The 17,811-nt window shown below is 59.5% G+C and carries 15 protein-coding genes, 1 pseudogene and 1 riboswitch (1 of these 17 cut by a window edge); of the genes and pseudogenes, 6 read left to right on the top strand and 10 right to left on the bottom strand.

Features of this window, described 5'->3' with window-relative positions:
• A protein-coding gene (locus IH881_09105; GenBank protein ID MCH7867846.1) for a hypothetical protein crosses the window boundary here: on the top strand, positions 1 to 371 show its final stretch. It extends 1,471 nt beyond the left edge of the window; 371 of the gene's 1,842 nt are visible here — the last part of the coding sequence; the start codon falls outside the window, past its left edge; the stop codon is at positions 369 to 371.
• 137 nt (positions 372 to 508) lie between these two features.
• Here the strand turns inward: IH881_09105 and IH881_09100 are convergent, their stop codons facing one another.
• A complete protein-coding gene (locus IH881_09100) occupies positions 509 to 3,670 on the bottom strand; it encodes an HYR domain-containing protein (protein ID MCH7867845.1) in 3,162 nt (1,053 codons plus the stop codon).
• 126 nt (positions 3,671 to 3,796) lie between these two features.
• Positions 3,797 to 3,885: riboswitch (cyclic di-GMP riboswitch) on the bottom strand.
• Positions 3,886 to 4,236: 351 nt separating this feature from the next.
• On the opposite strand from IH881_09100, the gene IH881_09095 reads away from it, so the two are divergent.
• Positions 4,237 to 6,102: a hypothetical protein gene (locus tag IH881_09095; GenBank protein ID MCH7867844.1), complete on the top strand. Its 1,866-nt coding sequence runs from the start codon at positions 4,237 to 4,239 to the stop codon at positions 6,100 to 6,102.
• A gap of 9 nt (positions 6,103 to 6,111) precedes the next feature.
• On the opposite strand, the gene IH881_09090 is transcribed toward IH881_09095, so the two are convergent.
• On the bottom strand, positions 6,112 to 6,924 hold the full coding sequence (locus tag IH881_09090; protein ID MCH7867843.1) for a hypothetical protein: 813 nt from the start codon (positions 6,922 to 6,924) through the stop codon (positions 6,112 to 6,114).
• Between the two features lie 235 nt (positions 6,925 to 7,159).
• Between IH881_09090 and rplX the strand changes: the two genes are divergently transcribed.
• The 3 genes from rplX to IH881_09075 all read left to right on the top strand — a co-directional run bounded on the left by rplX (position 7,160) and on the right by IH881_09075 (position 8,106).
• Positions 7,160 to 7,489 carry a 50S ribosomal protein L24 gene (gene rplX / locus IH881_09085; GenBank protein ID MCH7867842.1) on the top strand — a complete coding sequence of 110 codons (330 nt, stop codon included), beginning with the start codon at positions 7,160 to 7,162 and terminating at the stop codon, positions 7,487 to 7,489.
• Positions 7,489 to 7,656: a 50S ribosomal protein L33 gene (rpmG, locus tag IH881_09080; GenBank protein MCH7867841.1), complete on the top strand. Its 168-nt coding sequence runs from the start codon at positions 7,489 to 7,491 to the stop codon at positions 7,654 to 7,656. Before rplX ends, rpmG begins: the two co-directional genes overlap by 1 nt.
• 99 nt (positions 7,657 to 7,755) lie before the next feature.
• Complete coding sequence (locus tag IH881_09075; GenBank protein MCH7867840.1) at positions 7,756 to 8,106, top strand: 4Fe-4S binding protein; 351 nt, start codon at positions 7,756 to 7,758, stop codon at positions 8,104 to 8,106.
• Between the two features lie 84 nt (positions 8,107 to 8,190).
• On the opposite strand, the gene IH881_09070 is transcribed toward IH881_09075, so the two are convergent.
• Complete coding sequence (locus IH881_09070; GenBank protein ID MCH7867839.1) at positions 8,191 to 9,003, bottom strand: shikimate dehydrogenase; 813 nt, start codon at positions 9,001 to 9,003, stop codon at positions 8,191 to 8,193.
• A 136-nt stretch (positions 9,004 to 9,139) separates the two neighbouring features.
• Here IH881_09070 and purE point away from each other — a divergent pair, with 136 nt between their 5' ends.
• Positions 9,140 to 9,703: a 5-(carboxyamino)imidazole ribonucleotide mutase gene (purE, locus tag IH881_09065; protein ID MCH7867838.1), complete on the top strand. Its 564-nt coding sequence runs from the start codon at positions 9,140 to 9,142 to the stop codon at positions 9,701 to 9,703.
• Here the strand turns inward: purE and IH881_09060 are convergent.
• From IH881_09060 to IH881_09030, 7 genes and pseudogenes are all read right to left on the bottom strand, one after another.
• Positions 9,669 to 10,174 (bottom strand): annotated as a pseudogene (locus IH881_09060) (nuclear transport factor 2 family protein). The gene purE and the pseudogene IH881_09060 sit on opposite strands and share 35 nt — an antisense overlap.
• Positions 10,175 to 10,189: 15 nt before the next feature.
• Positions 10,190 to 10,969, bottom strand: coding sequence for a uracil-DNA glycosylase (locus IH881_09055; protein ID MCH7867837.1), 780 nt, complete (start codon positions 10,967 to 10,969; stop codon positions 10,190 to 10,192).
• Entirely contained in the window at positions 10,969 to 12,954 is a 1,986-nt protein-coding gene (locus IH881_09050) for a redoxin domain-containing protein (GenBank protein MCH7867836.1), read from the bottom strand. The genes IH881_09055 and IH881_09050 overlap by 1 nt, the downstream gene beginning before the upstream one ends.
• Before the next feature lie 168 nt (positions 12,955 to 13,122).
• Positions 13,123 to 14,271 carry a thiolase family protein gene (locus IH881_09045; protein MCH7867835.1) on the bottom strand — a complete coding sequence of 383 codons (1,149 nt, stop codon included), beginning with the start codon at positions 14,269 to 14,271 and terminating at the stop codon, positions 13,123 to 13,125.
• A 64-nt stretch (positions 14,272 to 14,335) separates the two neighbouring features.
• Complete coding sequence (locus IH881_09040; protein ID MCH7867834.1) at positions 14,336 to 14,764, bottom strand: OB-fold domain-containing protein; 429 nt, start codon at positions 14,762 to 14,764, stop codon at positions 14,336 to 14,338.
• 359 nt (positions 14,765 to 15,123) lie between these two features.
• Positions 15,124 to 15,636: a DnaJ domain-containing protein gene (locus tag IH881_09035; protein ID MCH7867833.1), complete on the bottom strand. Its 513-nt coding sequence runs from the start codon at positions 15,634 to 15,636 to the stop codon at positions 15,124 to 15,126.
• 6 nt (positions 15,637 to 15,642) lie between these two features.
• A complete protein-coding gene (locus IH881_09030) occupies positions 15,643 to 17,637 on the bottom strand; it encodes an Hsp70 family protein (protein MCH7867832.1) in 1,995 nt (664 codons plus the stop codon).
• Positions 17,638 to 17,811: the final 174 nt, after the last annotated feature.

The following is a 17,811-nucleotide window of genomic DNA, read 5'->3' as shown; positions in this document are numbered from 1 at the left end:
TCGCTCCTACGCGGATCATCACCGGAGGCAATACTCTACTCGATGAACCGCGTGGAATTTTTGTGGATGCAACTCGAGGTGAGATCTTCGTCGCCAACATCAACAGCAACACCATTACCGTATTTGATACGGGGGACGACGGTAATGTCGCCCCACTTCGAACGATCACCGGAGCCAGTACGGGCCTGAACGATCCCGAAAGAGTTTTTGTTCGCGGCGAAGAACTCTTCGTGACGAACTTTTCAGGCGACAGTGTCACCGTACACGGGAGAACCGACACCGGGGACATGGCGCCGCTCCGAAGCCTGGCAGGAGACCAAACTCTGCTCGACGGTCCTGTGGGAGTCTCTGTTGGGTTGTTCGGTCTGTAGCCAGCGCTGTAGTCAGCGCACGTCTTTCAGAGGCTAAAATGTGAGCGGTGCGCCGGCCACACGCCGACGCACCGCTTTCATTCGAGCATTCGAGTGGAGGTCCGGGGCTTTCCCGAACCTCCACTCTCCATTGCGCTTTACTGCATCGGTCCGATTTCCTCCGAGAGTCCGTGCTCAAAGAAGTCGGGCGGTGCCTCGCCATAGGCTTCGCAGTAGTCGCGGGCCTCGTCCGCGGCGTCCTGCAAATCAACCAGGCTGCTGTGTTTCAAGTCGTGCGGCACAATGACCGTGCAGCAAGCCCAACCTTCGTTGCCCGCCTCGTTTTCGGAGGCACTGATCGCGAGATAAACGCGACCATCCCCGCTGCCGGCCCGCTCCGCCCGCAGCCGAAGATCCGCATCCAGATCCTTTGCGTCGGGGGCATGCCTGCCGCTTCCGTTGCTGCTGATCACGCGACTGCCACCCTTGCCGCCCCGGGTTGCTTGCGGCTCGGAGCCCTGGTTGCCCTTGGACCCAGAATTACCGGGCCCGGCATTGCTCCCGCCATTGCTCGGCACCGAAATTTCCGGCTCGTCGCTGTAGACCCAGGTGGCAGTCGCCAGCACCGTCTCCATCTGATCCCCGCCAACGCTCTCACAAGAATCGACAGCTTTGGTTGTGAAGCCGGGACGAACCAGCTTGTGGTTCGGGGGCCAGAGTTTCGGCCGCTCCACACCACAGGTCACGATGGGCGTGCGATCCTCGGGCTCGTCCAGACAAACGTTGAGGTCCACTTCGTCCTCGTCGCCCACAGGAGTCTCGTCTACCCAGTCGGATTCAGGATCTTCCGGCTCGGGCTCCGGCTCCGGTTCCGGTTCCGGCTCTGGTTCCGGTGCCGCGATCCCGGTGACCGTGACACTGAAGCTGCACTGGCTGACGTTGCCACACGCATCCTGGGCCTCACACGAGACGGTGGTGGAGCCGATCGGGAAAAGATCCCCCGCCTCGGCATCACAGGCAACGGTCGGAGCTGCCTTGCAATCGTCGGTCGCGACGACTTCGAAGTCGACCGACGCATTCAGCCCACCGGGGAGCGTGTCGACAAAGATGTCGTCGCAGCTGGAGAGGACCGGTGGCTCGTTGTCTTGAATGCGCGTTTCGACCGAGGCTTTGTTTCCGTTCGCATCGAGAGCGGTGACTGTAATCGTATCGCTACAGCCCTCGGCCTCGAAGCTGGTCTCGAATGTCGGATCAACACCGCAATCACCACTGCAAAGGTTCACCGGCGCAGCATCATTGAGCACGTACGAGAGCGAGCTGACCTCACCGCCGCCCGATACCGCACCGACGAGGGCAACCGCCCTGTTGTCGACGCATTGGTCCAAGTCGGCAACGCTCACTTGCAACTCGGTCGATAGCGAGAGTCGCTGTTGGCAACCCACTTCAATTGTAACCGGACGCAACTCAGTGTAGCTGGTGCCTCCACCCGGATTGACCGCCATGACATTGGGGGTCAGCGAATAGCTGCCCTCGGGCAGCAGCATCTTGACCAGGCCGTGGTCTGAAGCGTCGGCAAGATTTTCCGGCGTGCCTGCCGAATACCCGATCCAACTCGTGTATTCGGTCTGGATGCCCCGGAAGTCTTCGCCCTTGAAGCTTCCTCTGCCGCTGGTCCTCGGGCTGTAGAAGACACCCGATACGGACCGATAGCTGAGATCGACTTCGCTCATGCACAGTGCATAGTCGCGCGTGACCGTTTCACCCGGAACAATTTCGACCGTCTCATACAACGACGGTCTCACGTAGACAGATGAATTGTAGTAGCTGTCGGGATCCCACGGGGTCGAGGTATCGCGGAAGGTCAGAGAAAGTCCAGCTGGCCTCCAGATGGAGCTCTCTCGTGCGAGACCTCCAAGCACTATTTCATAGTCGCCTGTGAACTGTTGTGCGGTCGAATCGAACCCACCGGCGAACGAAGTACGCGCATAGCCACCCCATGCCGTATTGGTGGCGCCCGGAGCGACTTTGTGGATGCCTTCGGCCGCAATGTACGAGCCAGAAGAGAGGTAGTAGTTGTTCGGGATGCCGTCGCCATCGGTATCGATGTCCGCATCTCGGTAGAGCGTTGCGAGCGCCGGCGTCCCGGTGCCGTCGGCGGGTCCGGTCAAAAAGATGCTGCCGGTCAGGTAGCCCGGCTTCATCACGAAGGTGTCACCGAGATCCGTTGTCTCCCCGGCAGTCACCATCACGCGGCCCCCATTGATCGAGTTGTAGAGGTAGGGAGTTCGCAGCCGTTGGGTCCGATAGCCGGTGCGAAAGATCATTTGGCCGTAGACCGCGTAACCCTTGGGAGTAGCCTCGGCATCCGAGGGCATGAGATTTTGCAGCAAGAACGGGCCAGACGCGGGATTGCCCTCGATCTTGTCGTAGCGCAAATTGCCGAGGGGACCGTCGAACGCGAACATCTGCGTCATATTGCCGATGTCATGCTCGTCCTCTCCCTCCATGTCGATCACTCCGGAAATATCTCCGAGCTGGCCGCCGGGGGGGATGATGCAGTCGATCTCTACGATCTCGTCGCAAGAAACCACGACAGTTTCTTTGCAGATCGCACGCACGGTGGTGGCGAAGGGATCGTTGCCGGTTTCGTAGTTGATCGAGACCTCATAGCTTGCACCATCACCTCGCACGATCATGTATTCCTGGCTGCTGTCCGGGGGGATTCGGTAGACATATGCCTGCATTCTGCGGCGGCCATCTGCATCGCTGCGGTACGCCTGCATGGTTCCGCCGGAAACCTCGAACGGATTGCCCAGCGTGTCATGCCAACGAACGTCGACCACGCCAGCACATTCGCTGAAGTTGACGATCGTATCCGCAGCGGGTTCGGGCTCGACCGGCGCAGAAGTTTTCTTCTCGAATACGTAGCGTTTCATGCCGGCCGCGAGGCTCGCGCTGGCTCGCACGTCATAACTCACACCCGGTGACCCACTCTCGACGGTGATCTCGTAGTCAAGGGCCATTGGATCACTGGTCGTGACCCAGGTGCTGTTGTTGAGCGCCGGTGTTACGCCGATGCTGTCGGCGCGGACGCTGGTGTATCTCAAGCCATCGCCGTTGTGAAGGATCGCGACGATGGCAGAGTTGCTGTTCGTAAATTTGATCTGACCGCGGATCTGATTCGAATCCAAAATGGCCTGGCCAAACGCAGCGGGTGCGATCGTCAGGCAAAGCAGCCCGCTGATCGCCGCCACCAACGCGGCCATGACACCCAGTCGGTGCTCGGCGAGAGCGTGTTTGTTACTCAGTCTGACTCTCATGCTTAGTCTCCAGATGGAAACCAGACGCGAGTGCAGACCTGTCCTGATAAGGCGCGGAGGTCAGGTGCGTTACGGGAATGAGCGGTGGCGATGTGCCAGGAAGGCCTTCACTGGGCCTGTTCTCCTTTCGGTAGCCGTTCGACCCGCTCGGATTTACCGAGTGAAGGGCACTGGCTTTGCGTCCCCGCGTTACCGCGGGTTTGCCTTTTCGAGGAGAGCAGGGAACCTTCCTGCTCTCTACTGCCGGACGACGTTCTTTGTCCACGCTCGTCTCCAACTGATCGGCCAGAGTTGCCAAAAAATGAGACGAATTCTCATACCGTTGAATAATTTTGGACTGGCGGTACTCGTGCGCAAGCGATTCACCGCGCACTGCGGAGTGCGTGTCGGTTGCTCTATTTCCCCGGAATGACCAGCTTATTCGCCATCGGGACGTGATCTTCATCACCTCTGTATTGCTCAAGGATTTCTCGTAAATTGCCGATGCAGCGAGCTGCAATTTGCAATGTCTGCATTCTCTGGGATGTCCTGTGACGCAGGAATTGTGTAACTGCGGGAGAAGAGCGATGCGAGCAGTTCGAGGGTTGAGAACAATACTGGTGCCGGTGCTGGTTTCGCTGATGCTGACTTCATGCATGAGTGGCTCGTGGTATTCGGTCGAAAAGCGGAACAACCTGGCAGACTTTCGCCGCTTCATCCAGAAGAATCCCGACTCGCGCCACATTGCCAAAGCCGAAGAACACATGGCGGTTCTCGAACTAGAGCGAAATCTCACTCTCGACGGCTTCGACAACTTCAAGGTGAAGTACCCGGACAGCAAACTCGCCGATCCGCTGCGCGACCAGCTCGAGCCCCTGGCCTTCAATCGCGCGCGCTTCGCCGGTACATCCGCTGGGTACACCCAATTCCTGGCGCTCTATCCCGAGGGTCCGAACGCCGCGCGTGCGCTGGGCAACATGGCTTATCTAAAGGCTGGAGGTTTCAGCAACCGAACGAAAGGTCTGGCTGAATTTGCCCAGTCCCATCCCAGCAGTGACTACACAACCGAAGCATTGAAGAGCGTGCAGGCCCTTGAGTTGAAAGCGCGAAGGCAGTTCAAGCGAGTCGGCTTGACCGTTCGCGTCTCGCCAGGGACTCCAGGAAAAGCACGTCTCGTCAGCGCGTTCACTGACCGGGCACGTCGGAGATTCAAGAGCGCGGGGTATCAGATGGTCGATGTCCCCGAATCCCAGACCCAATCGCAGCGCGCAAAGAACCCGAGGGCCCACCTCGTCATCGAATACAAGGAAGCCCCGACCAAGGCGAAACTCGAAAATGGCAATTTCAGCCGGCCTGGCATGCTCGCCACGACCCGGGTGAGTCTCTATGCAGATCTGGCCGACAAACCCATCTGGCAGCGGGTCTTTCGGAAGCGCCTCGACAGTGAACAACACTCTGACGGCAGCTCGGTGGTGCTCAACCCCAATGCCCTTTCGTTTTGGCAGTCGTTCTTCGTGCCGGTGGCTTCCTGGCCCAATCGCGTGGTGTTGCGCAAACCTGTGACGGCGGAGAGGGAAATTATTGCAATCGACAGCGCTGGCGATCGAACTGCGATCCTGTTCGACAATGGTGAGTTCCAGCTACTCGAGCTGGCCAATTCCGAGGCGGCGTTTCCGCTTGCGAAGTATTCGCGCCCCAAGGATTTCACCCGTTGGAACGGGATCAAGATCCTGGGCAAGCGGGTAGTGATCTACGGCGAAGACGGCGTCGAAGTCGTGGGGTTCAGCAAATCGGGTCCGCGCAAACTCGGCGCCCAGGAGCGCCCGGCGGTCGGCTCGATCGCGGCGGTTGTTCCGTTCGGCAAGGAGCTGATTCTGGCGAGCAGCCGTGGCCTGTTGATGATCGATCACAACGGCGGCAACCCGCGACGCTTGCTGCGGCGACCGATCAAGGGGCTCGCCCGGGTGAAAGACTCGTTGGTATTCACCGACGGCGAGTCGGTGATCATTTCAAACCTCGAGTTGCTCGGCCATCAGCAGGTCGAGCATAAGCTAGAGCTTGGTTACGAGTTCGCGCCCTATCGTGTGGTGGGTTTCGGTCATTTGGCCGCGGTGCTCGGCAATGGCGGCGTCGTCGTGATTGACCTCAAAAATCCCGGTAAGCCCAAGATCGTCTCGCGCTTGTCGATGAAGAAACTTGGTCAGGTCGAAGATCTTGTCGCTGTGGCGGGGCGTTTGTTCGTGCTCGGAAATCGAGGCTTGCAGATGCTCGATGCCAAGTTCCGACGGGTCGTCGAAACGGTAGATATCCAGCCGAAGCAACATCTCGCCCGGATGGGACGATTCATCGTTGCAGCGGGCAAACAAGGTCTTCAGGTCGTCGATAGCGCGCCGCTTACGTTTGTGGCTCGTAAGAGTTCGAAGAGCCAGGGAATGGCCGCTCCGAGTCGATGAGCCGGCTGGCTAACGAGCCAGCACCGAACTCGGCTCGACCCCATCCAGGATGACGTAGACCACCGGCCCTCCAGAATAGAGTGGCATGCGGTGAGCGACGTAGATGCCTCGGCGATTGACGTCCAGCCAGAACGAAATCTTTGGCGCGAAGGCCTTGGCTGCCCAACTCATGAAATTCTTGCCGTCGGGTCCGTAGCGCACTTCCCGAATGCGTCGCCCCTCGCGATCGAGCGTCCCTTGCCCTTTTGCAAGCCTGCCCGTGAAACCCAGCATCCGGGCCCCACCCAGGCAGAAGAATGCCTGGGTCTCGACGGAGTCGACTTCACCCAGGGCGAGAGGTTGGAACAGCAGGTTGAGGGGAACATTCACGACCCGGTCCGGCGAGGGAAGGGCGAGCACGCTCGCCTTGCCCTTGACTCCTTCAGGAGGGGTGCAACTCGCCTCGCCCTTCTCGTGATCGATCAACAGGATCACCAACGGCTTGCCCTTTGGGTCGAAGGATTGGGAGCGCTCGCGCAGGATGCGCAAGTTGGGGGTCTCCCCGGCTTCGATGGGTTCGAGTTCGGCGTCGAGTTCGATCCGCGCTCCCTTGTCGAAGCCGCTGCGCAGCCGCAGGGTGACGTGACCGTTTTCGAGTCGCTTGAGTTGGATGGAGGCGTCCCCGACCCGCTGGCCAGCGTCGTCGTAGGTCGCGGCGGTGAAATCACCAAAGGAAGCTGGATTGGGGTATGGCAGCTGAAGTGCCGATTCGGCCTTGGCCTGTGAAGCCAGGAGAGCCAGGCACAGCGCGAGAAACAGGCAGTGGAGGCGCGGGAAAGGCAACTGGGACCTCAGCGTTTTGAACAAGATTTTCGCGCTCCAAATGGTGGTGAATGCGTCCGGATCCGACCCTTCTTTTGTCCTTTTCTAGCCCGTAAGGAGTGATCAATCCCGTGAAATATCCAGAAGTTGGGATTGAGACGGTGCATCGTCCGAAAAGTTTCAATCCCTCCGGGGAAAGCCTTGACGAAGGCCTCGGACTCCGGGATACCTACCGCTCTCCGGAGGCAAGATAGCAATGTCAAAGATAAGGACGGGTGACCTGGTTCAGGTCGTCACAGGTGCGGACCGTGGTAAGCAGGGGCACGTAATCGCCGTCGACCGAGCGAAGTCGACGGTGCGTGTCGAGGGCGTGAAAATGCAGAAGCATCACACCAAGCCCGGCAGCCGCGGTGCACAGCAGGGCGGTATCATCGAGCGCGAGGGATACGTCGCGGCGTCGAACGTGATGGTCGTGAACGCGGCCGATGGCAAGCCGTCGCGGATTCGCATCGAAGAACAGGATGGCAAACGGGTCCGCGTGTTTTCACGTGGCGGTCAAGTCGTACCCGAACCGGCGGCGAACTGATGGCCAAGAGCAAACGAGAGAAGATCAAGCTGGAGTCGTCAGCGGGAACCGGGCACTTCTATACCACTACGAAGAACCGGGTGAACACGCCGAACAAGCTCGAGTTCAAGAAGTACGATCCCGTCGTACGCAAGCACGTTCTCTACAAAGAGACTAAGCTCAAATAAGCACTTGTTCCGATAGAGCGTCCGAAAGGGCGTCTAGCAGAAAAGTGTGGCGCACCTGAAGCGGGCGTTGTCGAGTCTCATTCCGGGAGGAGAAGAAGCATGACATGGGTAATCACGAGCTTGTGCAGGGACAAGGTAGACATGGCCTGCGTAGAAGTTTGCCCTGTGGACTGCATTGTTGTGTACAAGGGCGATGATCCCAAGTATCCCAATCAACTCTATATCGACCCCGATGAGTGCATCAATTGCGGTGTCTGCGAACCCGAATGTCCTTGGGAAGCCATTTTCGAAGACGAGCAGGTTCCGGAAATTTTTGCCGCAGACACCGTGCTGAACGCAGATATCGTCAAGACCCGCGACGAATTCGAAGTGCCCGAGCACGTCGATCTAGACCCGCCGACCCCGGAAGAGGTCGAAGAAAACCGCAAGAAGTGGGGCTATACGGCGTAGCTCGGAATAGTAGACGGCGGAAGTAGTCGGTCTTTCACGACCGCGCCCCATCCGCAGCATCCAGCACCAGCACCAGCAAGAATATCAAGACCCGTCGCTGGCCGAGAAAGCCCTTGCGAGGACTTCGATCGGCGCATCGCGCCCCGTCCAGATCCGAAGCTGCTCCGCGGCTTGATAGACCAGCATCCACTTTCCGCCGATCGGCCGCGCGCCGCACTTGCGCGCATCTTCCAGCAGCCGGGTCTTCTCGGGGTCGTACACAATATCCATCACGATCGAATCTGCGCGCAGATGTTGGGCCGGCACCGGTGATGCGTCGGAGCGCAAGCCGACGCTAGTCGTGTTGATCAAGATGTCGTGGGGAAGATCTGCAAGACTTGCGAGGGGTCCGGCGCCCTGGGCAGCGAGGTCCTTTGCCAGGCTTTCTGCATGCTCGACCGTTCGATTGAGCACGTGAACCGTCGCCCCCGCCTCGATCAAGCCATAGACCACGGCTCGGGCGGCGCCGCCGGCACCGAGCACAACGGCGCGTTTTCCCGCGAGTTCAGTCTCAGTTTCCAGTGCGCGGTTTGCTCCGATCCAGTCGGTGTTGCTCCCGAACAGACGCCCATTCTGGACGGTCACGGTATTGACCGCCCCAATCCGCCGGGCCCGTTCGTCGATCTCGTCCAGATGCTCCATCACCGCGACCTTGTGGGGGATCGACACGGCGATCTGCTCGAGACCCAGCGCGCGAATTCCCGCCATGGCGGTTCCGAGTTCGCTCGGCTCCACATCGAAGGCGAGGTAGGCCGCGTCGATGCCCAGCTCCGCGTAGGCGGCGTTGTGCATGCGCGGCGATCGCGTATGCCCGGCGGGGTGAAGGACAATGCCGCACAGGGCCGTTTTCGCGGTGATCTCAGGCGCCACGGGTGCAATCTCCCAGGGTTGTTCGCAGCCCAGCGTACCCGTCACGGGTGGCTGGCGCCGCCCCGCTGCAAACCCGCCGAACCTGCGGTATCCACCCGTCCATTCTCATAGGTGGAGGGGCGATATGGCTCCGGTTCGGGCAGCAAACAAATCATCGAAAAAGGCCTCGAAAAAGGGGGCTCGGAAAGCGGCGGCCAAGGCGCCGGGGAAGAAGCTCCGGGTCGCGGTTTTGATGGGGAGCAAGAGCGATTGGGATTCGATGAAACCCGCGGTCGACGTCCTCGAGGGCATGGGCGTGGGTTGTGATGTGCGGGTCATTTCCGCCCACCGCACGCCTGACCGCCACGCGGCATTTGTTTCCAAGGCCGAGTCCAAGGGGATCGAGTTGTTCATCTGCGGTGCGGGCTTTGCCGCGCACCTGGCCGGGGTGACCGCAGCCCTCACGCCGCTTCCGGTGCTCGGAGTGCCGCTGGACAGTTCGGCTCTCAACGGGGTCGATGCGCTGTTGGCCACGGTGCAAATGCCGGGAGGCATCCCGGTCGCCACCTTCGGCATTGGAAAAAGCGGGGCGAAGAACGCCGGACTGTTCGCCGCTGCAATTCTGGCGGGATCCGACGGCAAGGTTCGTCGTGCGCTCGACGCTTTTCGCAAGAAGCAGACGGCGGCGGTTCCCGAGCGCCCATTCTAGCTGCGAACTGCCTGCCCGTCAGGCTTCGAGCTTCTTCTTTCGCTCCATCCAACCCTGAACCATTTCGATGAATTGTTTGGGATTGTAGATGTCCTCTTCGTAGGACCACTTGCCGTTTCCCGCGTATTTGAGGAGGGTGAAGTTGTAGGCTTGGTGGAGGCTTCCGTCCCCGGGGTCGACCATGCGGTTCCACACCTGCGCGATGACCCAGCCCTTCTCCTCGTCGATCATGTACCACTCCACCGGGAAGTACTTCATTTGATCGTTGGGGGAGCGAGCCATCGTTTCGGTGATCCAGTTGTAGATCGCCTCGCGCCCGCCCATCGTGCCGAACATGTGCTCGATGTAGGTGGCATCTTCTGTGAACTGGTCCGCCCATGCGCGCCAGTCTCCGGAGGTGCCCGCACGCAAGGCGGTTTCCTGGTAGTTCTGAAATGCTTCTTCGAGTTCGGCTCGGCTAAACTTTCCCATGGTTGGATCTCCTAGCTAGATTCTAGCGACTGCAGCCTTCAGGTCTTCCCAGACGTGGCGCCGGTTCTCCGCGGTGTATTGCCGCAGAATGTAGGCCGGGTGCAGGGTCGGCATCAGGGGGATGCCTCGGTACTCCTGCCAGATTCCCCGCTCGCGGGTGATTGCGACATCACGACCGAGCAGCAGACTCGCGGCGGGCTTGCCCAGGGATACGATCACCTTGGGTTTTACGGCGTCGATCTGGCCGTCCAAGAAAGGTCGGCAGGCTGCGACTTCGTCGGGCAGCGGGTTGCGATTGTTCGGCGGACGACATTTGACGATATTGCAGATGTAGACGTCATCGCGCGAAATCTCGATTCCCTTTTCGATCATTTGCGTCAGCAGATCACCCGCCCGGCCGACGAACGGCAGGCCCGTGCGGTCTTCTTGCTCGCCCGGTCCCTCACCGATGAACATCAGGTCGGCGTTTGGGTTGCCGCTGCCGAAGACAATGGAATTGCGTCCCTCGCACAATCCACAGCGGCGACAGTCTCCGAGTTCATCCCGAACTTGGATGAGCGTCGGCGCTGCCCCCCAACTGACTCCTTCGCGAGCCGGGGAAGGCGTGGCGCGAGGCGGTGGCGCGCTGGGTGGTTTGATCTCGGGTTTGGCGCTCGGCAACGTTTGTGGATCGAGTGCCACGACCTCCAGGGTATCCACCCCTTCGTCGCGGAGATCGACCAATAACTCTCGCAACGACCCGATCAAGCATCGCGCCTCTTCTCTCGGATCATTGCTTCGTGGTTCGTCAGACATCAATTCAGCGGCTTCCCAGTGCCCACCTCGATGGTTCCGTGCCTCTGGAGTTCGATCTTTGCTTCGACTTCAAATTCGAACCCGGGATCGTTGGCCTGGTCGTGACATGAGCCACAGATTTGCAGAATCGCGCAAGAATCGCATTTGTCGGCCAGGCTCACGATGCTTCCGAACTTCTTTGCCGCGGGTGCAATGTGGTTGCCCCCGGGCCCGTGGCACGATTCGCATCCCACCGACGCGAGGTCCCCATGGCTGCGGTCGCTGCCCTTACCGTCCTTTGGAAAACCGCCGGCGCGTCCCATTCCGGTCGTGTGGCACTTGAGGCAGGTGGCGTCATCCGCTTTGCCCTTGATGTCGAGGGTGTCGACCGCGTGGCGATGCGGGCTGCTCGCCCAGGTTTTGTACTCGCTCGGGTGACAACTCCGGCAGGCGTTCGAGCCGACGTAGTCCGCGTTTTTCGGGAGTACGTCGCGCGGCTTCGCTGCGTCGTCGATCAATGCGCTCCGCTGTGTGTTCGAGAGGCTCCCGATTTTCACATGCGAAATCTTCGATCGGAAACTCGCGTAATCGAAGCTGATGGAGTGCGTGGGGTTGTGGCAGGTTTGGCACACGGTTTCGTAGTTCTTCACGCCGTTCACTTTGGGGACGAAATCGGGAGACAGATGCGGTCCGCCGCGGCCATGACACGATTCGCAGCCCACGTTCTCGAGATGCACGGGCGTTTCGTCAAAGCTGTATCCACCCGGTTTTTCGAAGCCCACCACGTGGCAACTTACGCACTCTGGGTTGCGGGTTTCGTTGTGGGTAACGATGGTGTTGAACGCATCGGCGTGTTGCGTGAACTGGTAGGTCTGCGCCTCCAGTTCATGGCATACCGAACACACGTCGCTCCCCGTGTAGCCTCTGGGGTTGAGCAACATGGGGATTCTCGTTCCGGCAATCTTCGAGAGGATCATGCGATTGAGCGCCGGGTCCCGATCGTCTTGCCAGCCCTGGGTGCGGTGCAAGATCTTTCCCGAGCGGTCGATCAAGAAGATGTCCGGGAAACCGGCGAAGACACCGTACGTCTCCATCACGTCCCCGTCTGGATCGAACAGCATCTGCATCTCCAGGTCTTCGAGTTTCCTCTCTCGCAACATCCTGCGCACCGCTACCGGTTGATTGGCCGCGGAGATCGCGACAAGTTCCGGCCGCTTGTCGTCGGGCAATTTTGCGAGCTGTTGTTTGAAGAAGTCGAACGCCGCGTGACAGTGTGGACAAGTGTGGAGGAAGAACATCAACACCAGGGGCTTGCCCGAGAGACTGGAGAGTTCGAAGGGCTCGCTCTGGTCGAGTCGCCGGGTAGAAAACATCGGCGCGAGGGGGCGTACGTCGAGGACGCCGGCTGTGCCAGTGCTTCGCGGCGGCAGGCGCAATTTCTTCCGCAGTTGTTCTTCGACGACGCCAGCGGGGTCGGAAACGTCTTTGTTGAAAAAGCCGACGCCGAATTCGTAGTAGGCCTCGTCGTCGAAGCCGAAGATGACGACCGGGTTCCGCAGGCCCAGTTTGGAGGCGATCGCGCCGTTCGAATCGTCGAAGATTGGGAAATCGAGTCCCTTGCTCTCGGCGAACGTTTTTGCAGTGAAGCGGTCCGATCCGATCGCAACGCCGATCAGGTGGAAGTTGTTTTTCCCGCGGTACGCTGCTACCCGCGACACCGCCACTGCTGCAAAAGCGGCTTCGTCGACCTCGGGGTTGAAGAAGAAGATCATCATGCGCTTGCCGACGAAGTCCGAGATCGAAAGCCGCTCGCCATCGAGCCCGGTGCCGCTGAAGGATTGCAACGGACGTTCTTTGGGATGTCTCGTCGCGGTGGGGACGGTCGTGTTAGATGCCGGATCGGCGAGCCCCAGGTCTACGGCCTCTTCTCGGTTGCTTTGGAAGACGGGAGCCACTTGCGGTTGCGTCGATTCCGTCAATGGAGATGGATCCCATCGCTCGTTCATGACTGCTGCGAATCCGGCGACGAAAATCAGACCAACCCAGAGAGCGGACTTTGCTTGCATTGGCGGAGCATAAGCACGGGTTCGAACCCGAGCAAGCAGCTGGAGTGATAGGGATCAGTCCCGCTGTCTATCCTGGACTCACATCTCGACTGCCCGGGATAGAACGGGTCAATCCACCTTTTCGAGAATGTGGATCGCACAGGCGCTGCCGAGGCCGATCACGTGGGTCAAACCGATCCGCGCTCCCTCGACTTGTCGCTTGCCCGCCTCGCCCCGCAGATGGGTCGAGATTTCGTACACGTTGGCGATCCCCGTCGCACCGAGGGGGTGTCCCTTCGAGAGCAGGCCCCCCGAGACATTGACCGGGGTGCGCCCACCCAGGGCAGAATTGCCGTCCTGTACGAACTTGCCCGCATCTTCGGGCGGGCACAGGCCGAGGTTTCCATAGTGGAGTATTTCGGCCGTGGCGAAGCAATCGTGGAGTTCCACCAGGTCTACGTCGCTCGCGCTCACCCCGGCCATTTCATAGGCGGCCTTTGCGGCGAGCTGGGTGCAGCTATTGACGTCGGGCATGGTGAGGTTGCGCTCCGAATAGGGATCGCTCGTCAGCACCGAGGCCTTGATCCGCACGGCTCGCCCCATGCCGAGTTCTCTGGCCTTCTTCTCGGAGCAGAGCACTGCGGCGGCGGAGCCATCGACATTCACCGAGCACATCAGCTTGGTGTTCGGGTAGGCGATCATCTCGGCGTTCATCACCGTCTCGAGGGGCGTCTCGATCTGGTACATCGCCTTGTTGTTCATGGTGGAATGATGGTGATTCTTGACCGAGACCTGGGCAAACTGTTCAAAGGTCGTGCCGTACTTGCGCGTGTGCTCCATACCGGCTTCGGCGAACACACAGGGCATCGTGCCCGAACCGAGCAGGCCTTCGGTAGAGATTCCTTTGCCGTGACCCTTACCGCCCAACAATCCCCGGCCCATCTGCTCGACCCCAATGCACAAAACGAGGTCGTAGACAGAAGCTTTGATCGCCATCCAGCCCTCGCGCAGGGCGGTGGCACCGGTCGCACAGGCGTTGGCGCAATTGGTCACCGGAATGCCCGTCTGTCCAATTTCGGCCAGAATGCGCTGGCCCACCATGGCACCGGCCTGGGCGAGATTGCCGCAATACAACGCCTGCATGTCTTGAATTTTGAGACCCGCATCTGCGAGCGCCAGTCTCGCCGATTCCGCGCCGAGTTTTGGAACGCTGGTCTCGGGGAACCTTCCGAACTTGATCATGTCGACGCCGATCACGTAGACATCACTCATGCTGATTCTCCTTGGGAGTCTTGGCTAACTGTCTGTATTCCTGGCAATCCGTGTCTGCTGTGCAGCCCAATCAAGAGCGGGGCTGAAAGCTGTACATGAGATATTCGTTGCCATCCGAGTCCTTGCGCGGGGCCGTCAGGTACACAACCTCGACGGGCATCCCCATTTGAATCTTTTCTGGATCGAGTTCCACGTTGATCAGGTTGCCCTTCACCGTGCCTCCCCCCTCGAGGTCCACGATGGCCGATACGTATGGCACGTCGATGCCCGGGAAAGAGCGATAGACGATTGAATAGACGTAGAGTTCGCCCCGATTGGAAAGACGCTTGGCCGAAAACTTCCCCTCGACCCCACAACTCGCACAGCTGATGCGTTCGCCCAGGAAGATTGCGCCACAGCCACCGCATTCCTGTCCTTCGAGGTAGGGGGCCTGGCCTTTCGGCATCTTCAAAAAGGGGACGATCGGAAGCATGGCTCCATCACTTGCCGTGATATCCATTTCGTATTGCCTCGTGGGAGTTGTCTCGCGTACAAAATCAAAGCGCGCTCAGCGAAACCGAACCCGCAATTCCACCCAACAACAATGCCAGCAATCACCCCCGCCCGCCACCAGCGAGAGAATCTGCAAAAGAAGCCCCCCGCTCCCGTATTTTGTAACGAACCGGCAAAAGCCAGAATCGGGGAGAGGTGGGCGCAGGCGAAGTAAAGCGCAGCCACCCACCCGGCACTGACGCCCAAAAACTTAAAACCAGAATCGCAACAACAAGCTAATACGCCCGAAACTGTTGCGAGCCATGAGCCGGAGCCCACCTCTCCCCGATTCTGGCGTCTTGGAAAAAATGCAAAAAAACCCGGGAACTAACTCGTCTTCTTCCGCAATTCTTCAAGCATCTCTTTGAAGCCGTTGTTGCCGGGTTCGAAGGTGAGGGCCATCTGCAAGTTCTGGATGGCGCCTGGAATGTTGTCCCGCCGAATATCATCTTCGGCTTTGAGCAAAAACTGCTTGCCCTGGGGCGTGGTGCCCATGCGCCTCTCGGACTGGATCTTGGCGTGCGCCGCGCGAGCGGCCGCAAGTTGTATGCGCAGTCCCTCGCCGGATTCGAGATGCAGGTCGTAGGCCGCGCGCTTTCGCGGATCGCGCAACACACAGTAGGCCTCGGTCATGACCTTCGAGATCTGATGACAATGCTCCTGGGTCGGTGCGTCCAATGTACGGTTGGCATCTGGGTGGTAGGTTCGCGCGTTCTGGTAGTAGGCGAGCTTTAGATCGCGGCTCGATACCTCCTTCTCGACATTCAAGAGGCGGTAGTAGTCGAGCTCGTCCATGATCTTGGCGAGTGCTTCAATCTCAAGGCGACTCAGATCCGACAATCTCGCCTACTCCTCTAGCTCCGCGTCCGCGAGGTCGACATCGTCGGAACGATCGAACAGATCGTCCTTTGCCTTCTGGACCTGTTCGATTCCCTGGATCAGACTGGTATCGGGGTCCACATCTGCGCCCGGGGCCTTGGGCAGCTCGGGAGCGACCGCCACCGTCTTTAGCTTGACCGCGCCGATCGCCGGGCCCGCAGCCTCATCCTCGAGGTCGAGAGCCAAAAAGTCATCGTCGTCTATTGATTCCATGTCTTCGTTCCGGCCGATCGAGTTTGAATCTTCGACGACTTCGCTCGCGATGGAGTCGAGTTCTACCTCGTCGATGTTGTCGAGTTCTACTTCGTCGATGTTGTCGAGTTCTGCTTCGTCGATGTCTTCGAGATCATCGAAAGCGTCGTCGTTATCCGCCAGCAGCTCGAGTTCGCCGTCGTCTTCGGTGGGCGTCTCGAGCGACGGGGCTTTGAGCTCGTCCAGATCGGACCCTGTCTGTATGATGTCCGCACTGCGGTTGCGAGTGATGATCGAGTCTATCTCGTTGTCGCTGAGGCCCGAAGAAAGTGTGATTTTGGTGGAGGCTTCCTGCCCGCTTGCGGGATCGCGCGCGATCACGTTTACAATTCCGTCGGCGTTGATTTCGAAGCGAACCTCAATTGAAGTCTTGCTGCGCGGACCCGGGGTGAAACCTGAAAACTCGAACTGCCCCAACAACTCGTTCTCTTCGGATTGGCGCGAGCCACCCTGGTAAACCTTCAGCTTGACCGACTCCTGAAAGTCCTTGAACGGGCTGAAACTGCGGCTCTGCTCGATCGGCACGGGTGTGTTGCGTTCGATGATCGGTTCGGCCAGCCCGCCGGCAACACCAATGCGCAGATCCAACGGCGTCACGTCGAGTAGATAGGCGTCTTGAGTGGAGCTGACCAACGAGGCCGCGTGAATCGCGGCGCCCATGGCGACGACCTCGTCTGGATCGACGTTCAACTGAGGTTCTTGCTGGAAGTAGCTCTTCACAGCATCGCGGATGATGGGTAGACGAGTTGGACCCCCGACCAGGATGATGCCGTCGAGGTCACGCACAGTCAGGTCAGCCTGCTGCAGCGCCTCGTCGCATACCTTGAAGGTGCGCCCCACGAGATCCTGCACCAGTTCGCCGAACTCTTGGGTGGTAATGGTGCGCTCGAGAGATCGCGTTTCGCCATCTTCGCCGACGAGCAAGTCGGGAATTCGGATTTCGACCTCGTCTTCTACCGACAGGCCCCGCTTGGCCGCTTCCGCGGCAACTTTGAGCTTTTCGAGGGCATAGGGATCATTGCGGGGGTTGATGCCTTCTTTGGCTACGAATTCGTCGGCCAACAGGTCGAGAATGCGATCGTCGAAATCGTCACCTCCGAGGAAGGTGTCACCACAGGTCGACAATACCTCGAACACATCCTGACCGATCTCGAGCACCGAGATGTCGAACGTACCGCCGCCGAGATCGTATATCGCGACCTTCTGTTCAAGACCCTTGCCAAAACCGTAGGCCAGTGCAGCCGCGGTCGGCTCGTTGAGGATGCGCAGTACCTCGAGGCCGGCGATTTGTCCGGCGTCCTTGGTCGCCTGTCTCTGGTTGTCATTGAAGTAGGCGGGCACCGTGATCACTGCCTTCGTGACCTCTTTGTTGAGACGAGCTTCGGCGACCTGCTTCATCTCCCGCAGCACCATGGCGGAGATCTCGGGCAAAGAAAAATCTTCGTCCCGGACATGAATGCGGACGCCGTGGTTTGGTCCTTCCACGATCTTGTAGGAACAGATCGCCTGTGCCTTGCGAACTTCTTCCGAGAAGTGGTAGCGGCCGATCAATCGCTTGGCCGACGAGACCGTGGAAGCTGGATGGTGAATGATGTTGGCCCGGGCAGCGTTGCCGACGGTAATGGAGCCGTCCTCGTGGAAGGCCACGACGCTCGCAGTGGTCTTCTCACCAAAGGCGTTCGAAAGCACCTCGAGCTTGTTGTTGCGCATAATTGAGACGCACGAGTTGCTCGTCCCGAGATCGATGCCAATTGCAAGGTCTGCCACACCCAGCTCCCTATTTTTTCAGCTCAGCTTGACGGCACTCGAAGCTCGCAGCCTGCCCGCGCAACCAGTGCCTGTTTTCTCAAATCCGCTTTCTGTACCCCATGGGGGCGCAGAACG

It is taken from the genome of Myxococcales bacterium (assembly GCA_022563535.1).
Lineage (GTDB): Bacteria > Myxococcota_A > UBA9160 > UBA9160 > UBA4427 > DUBZ01.
Note: the sequence above shows the minus strand (reverse complement) of the source record. Positions and strands in the feature narration are given on the sequence as shown.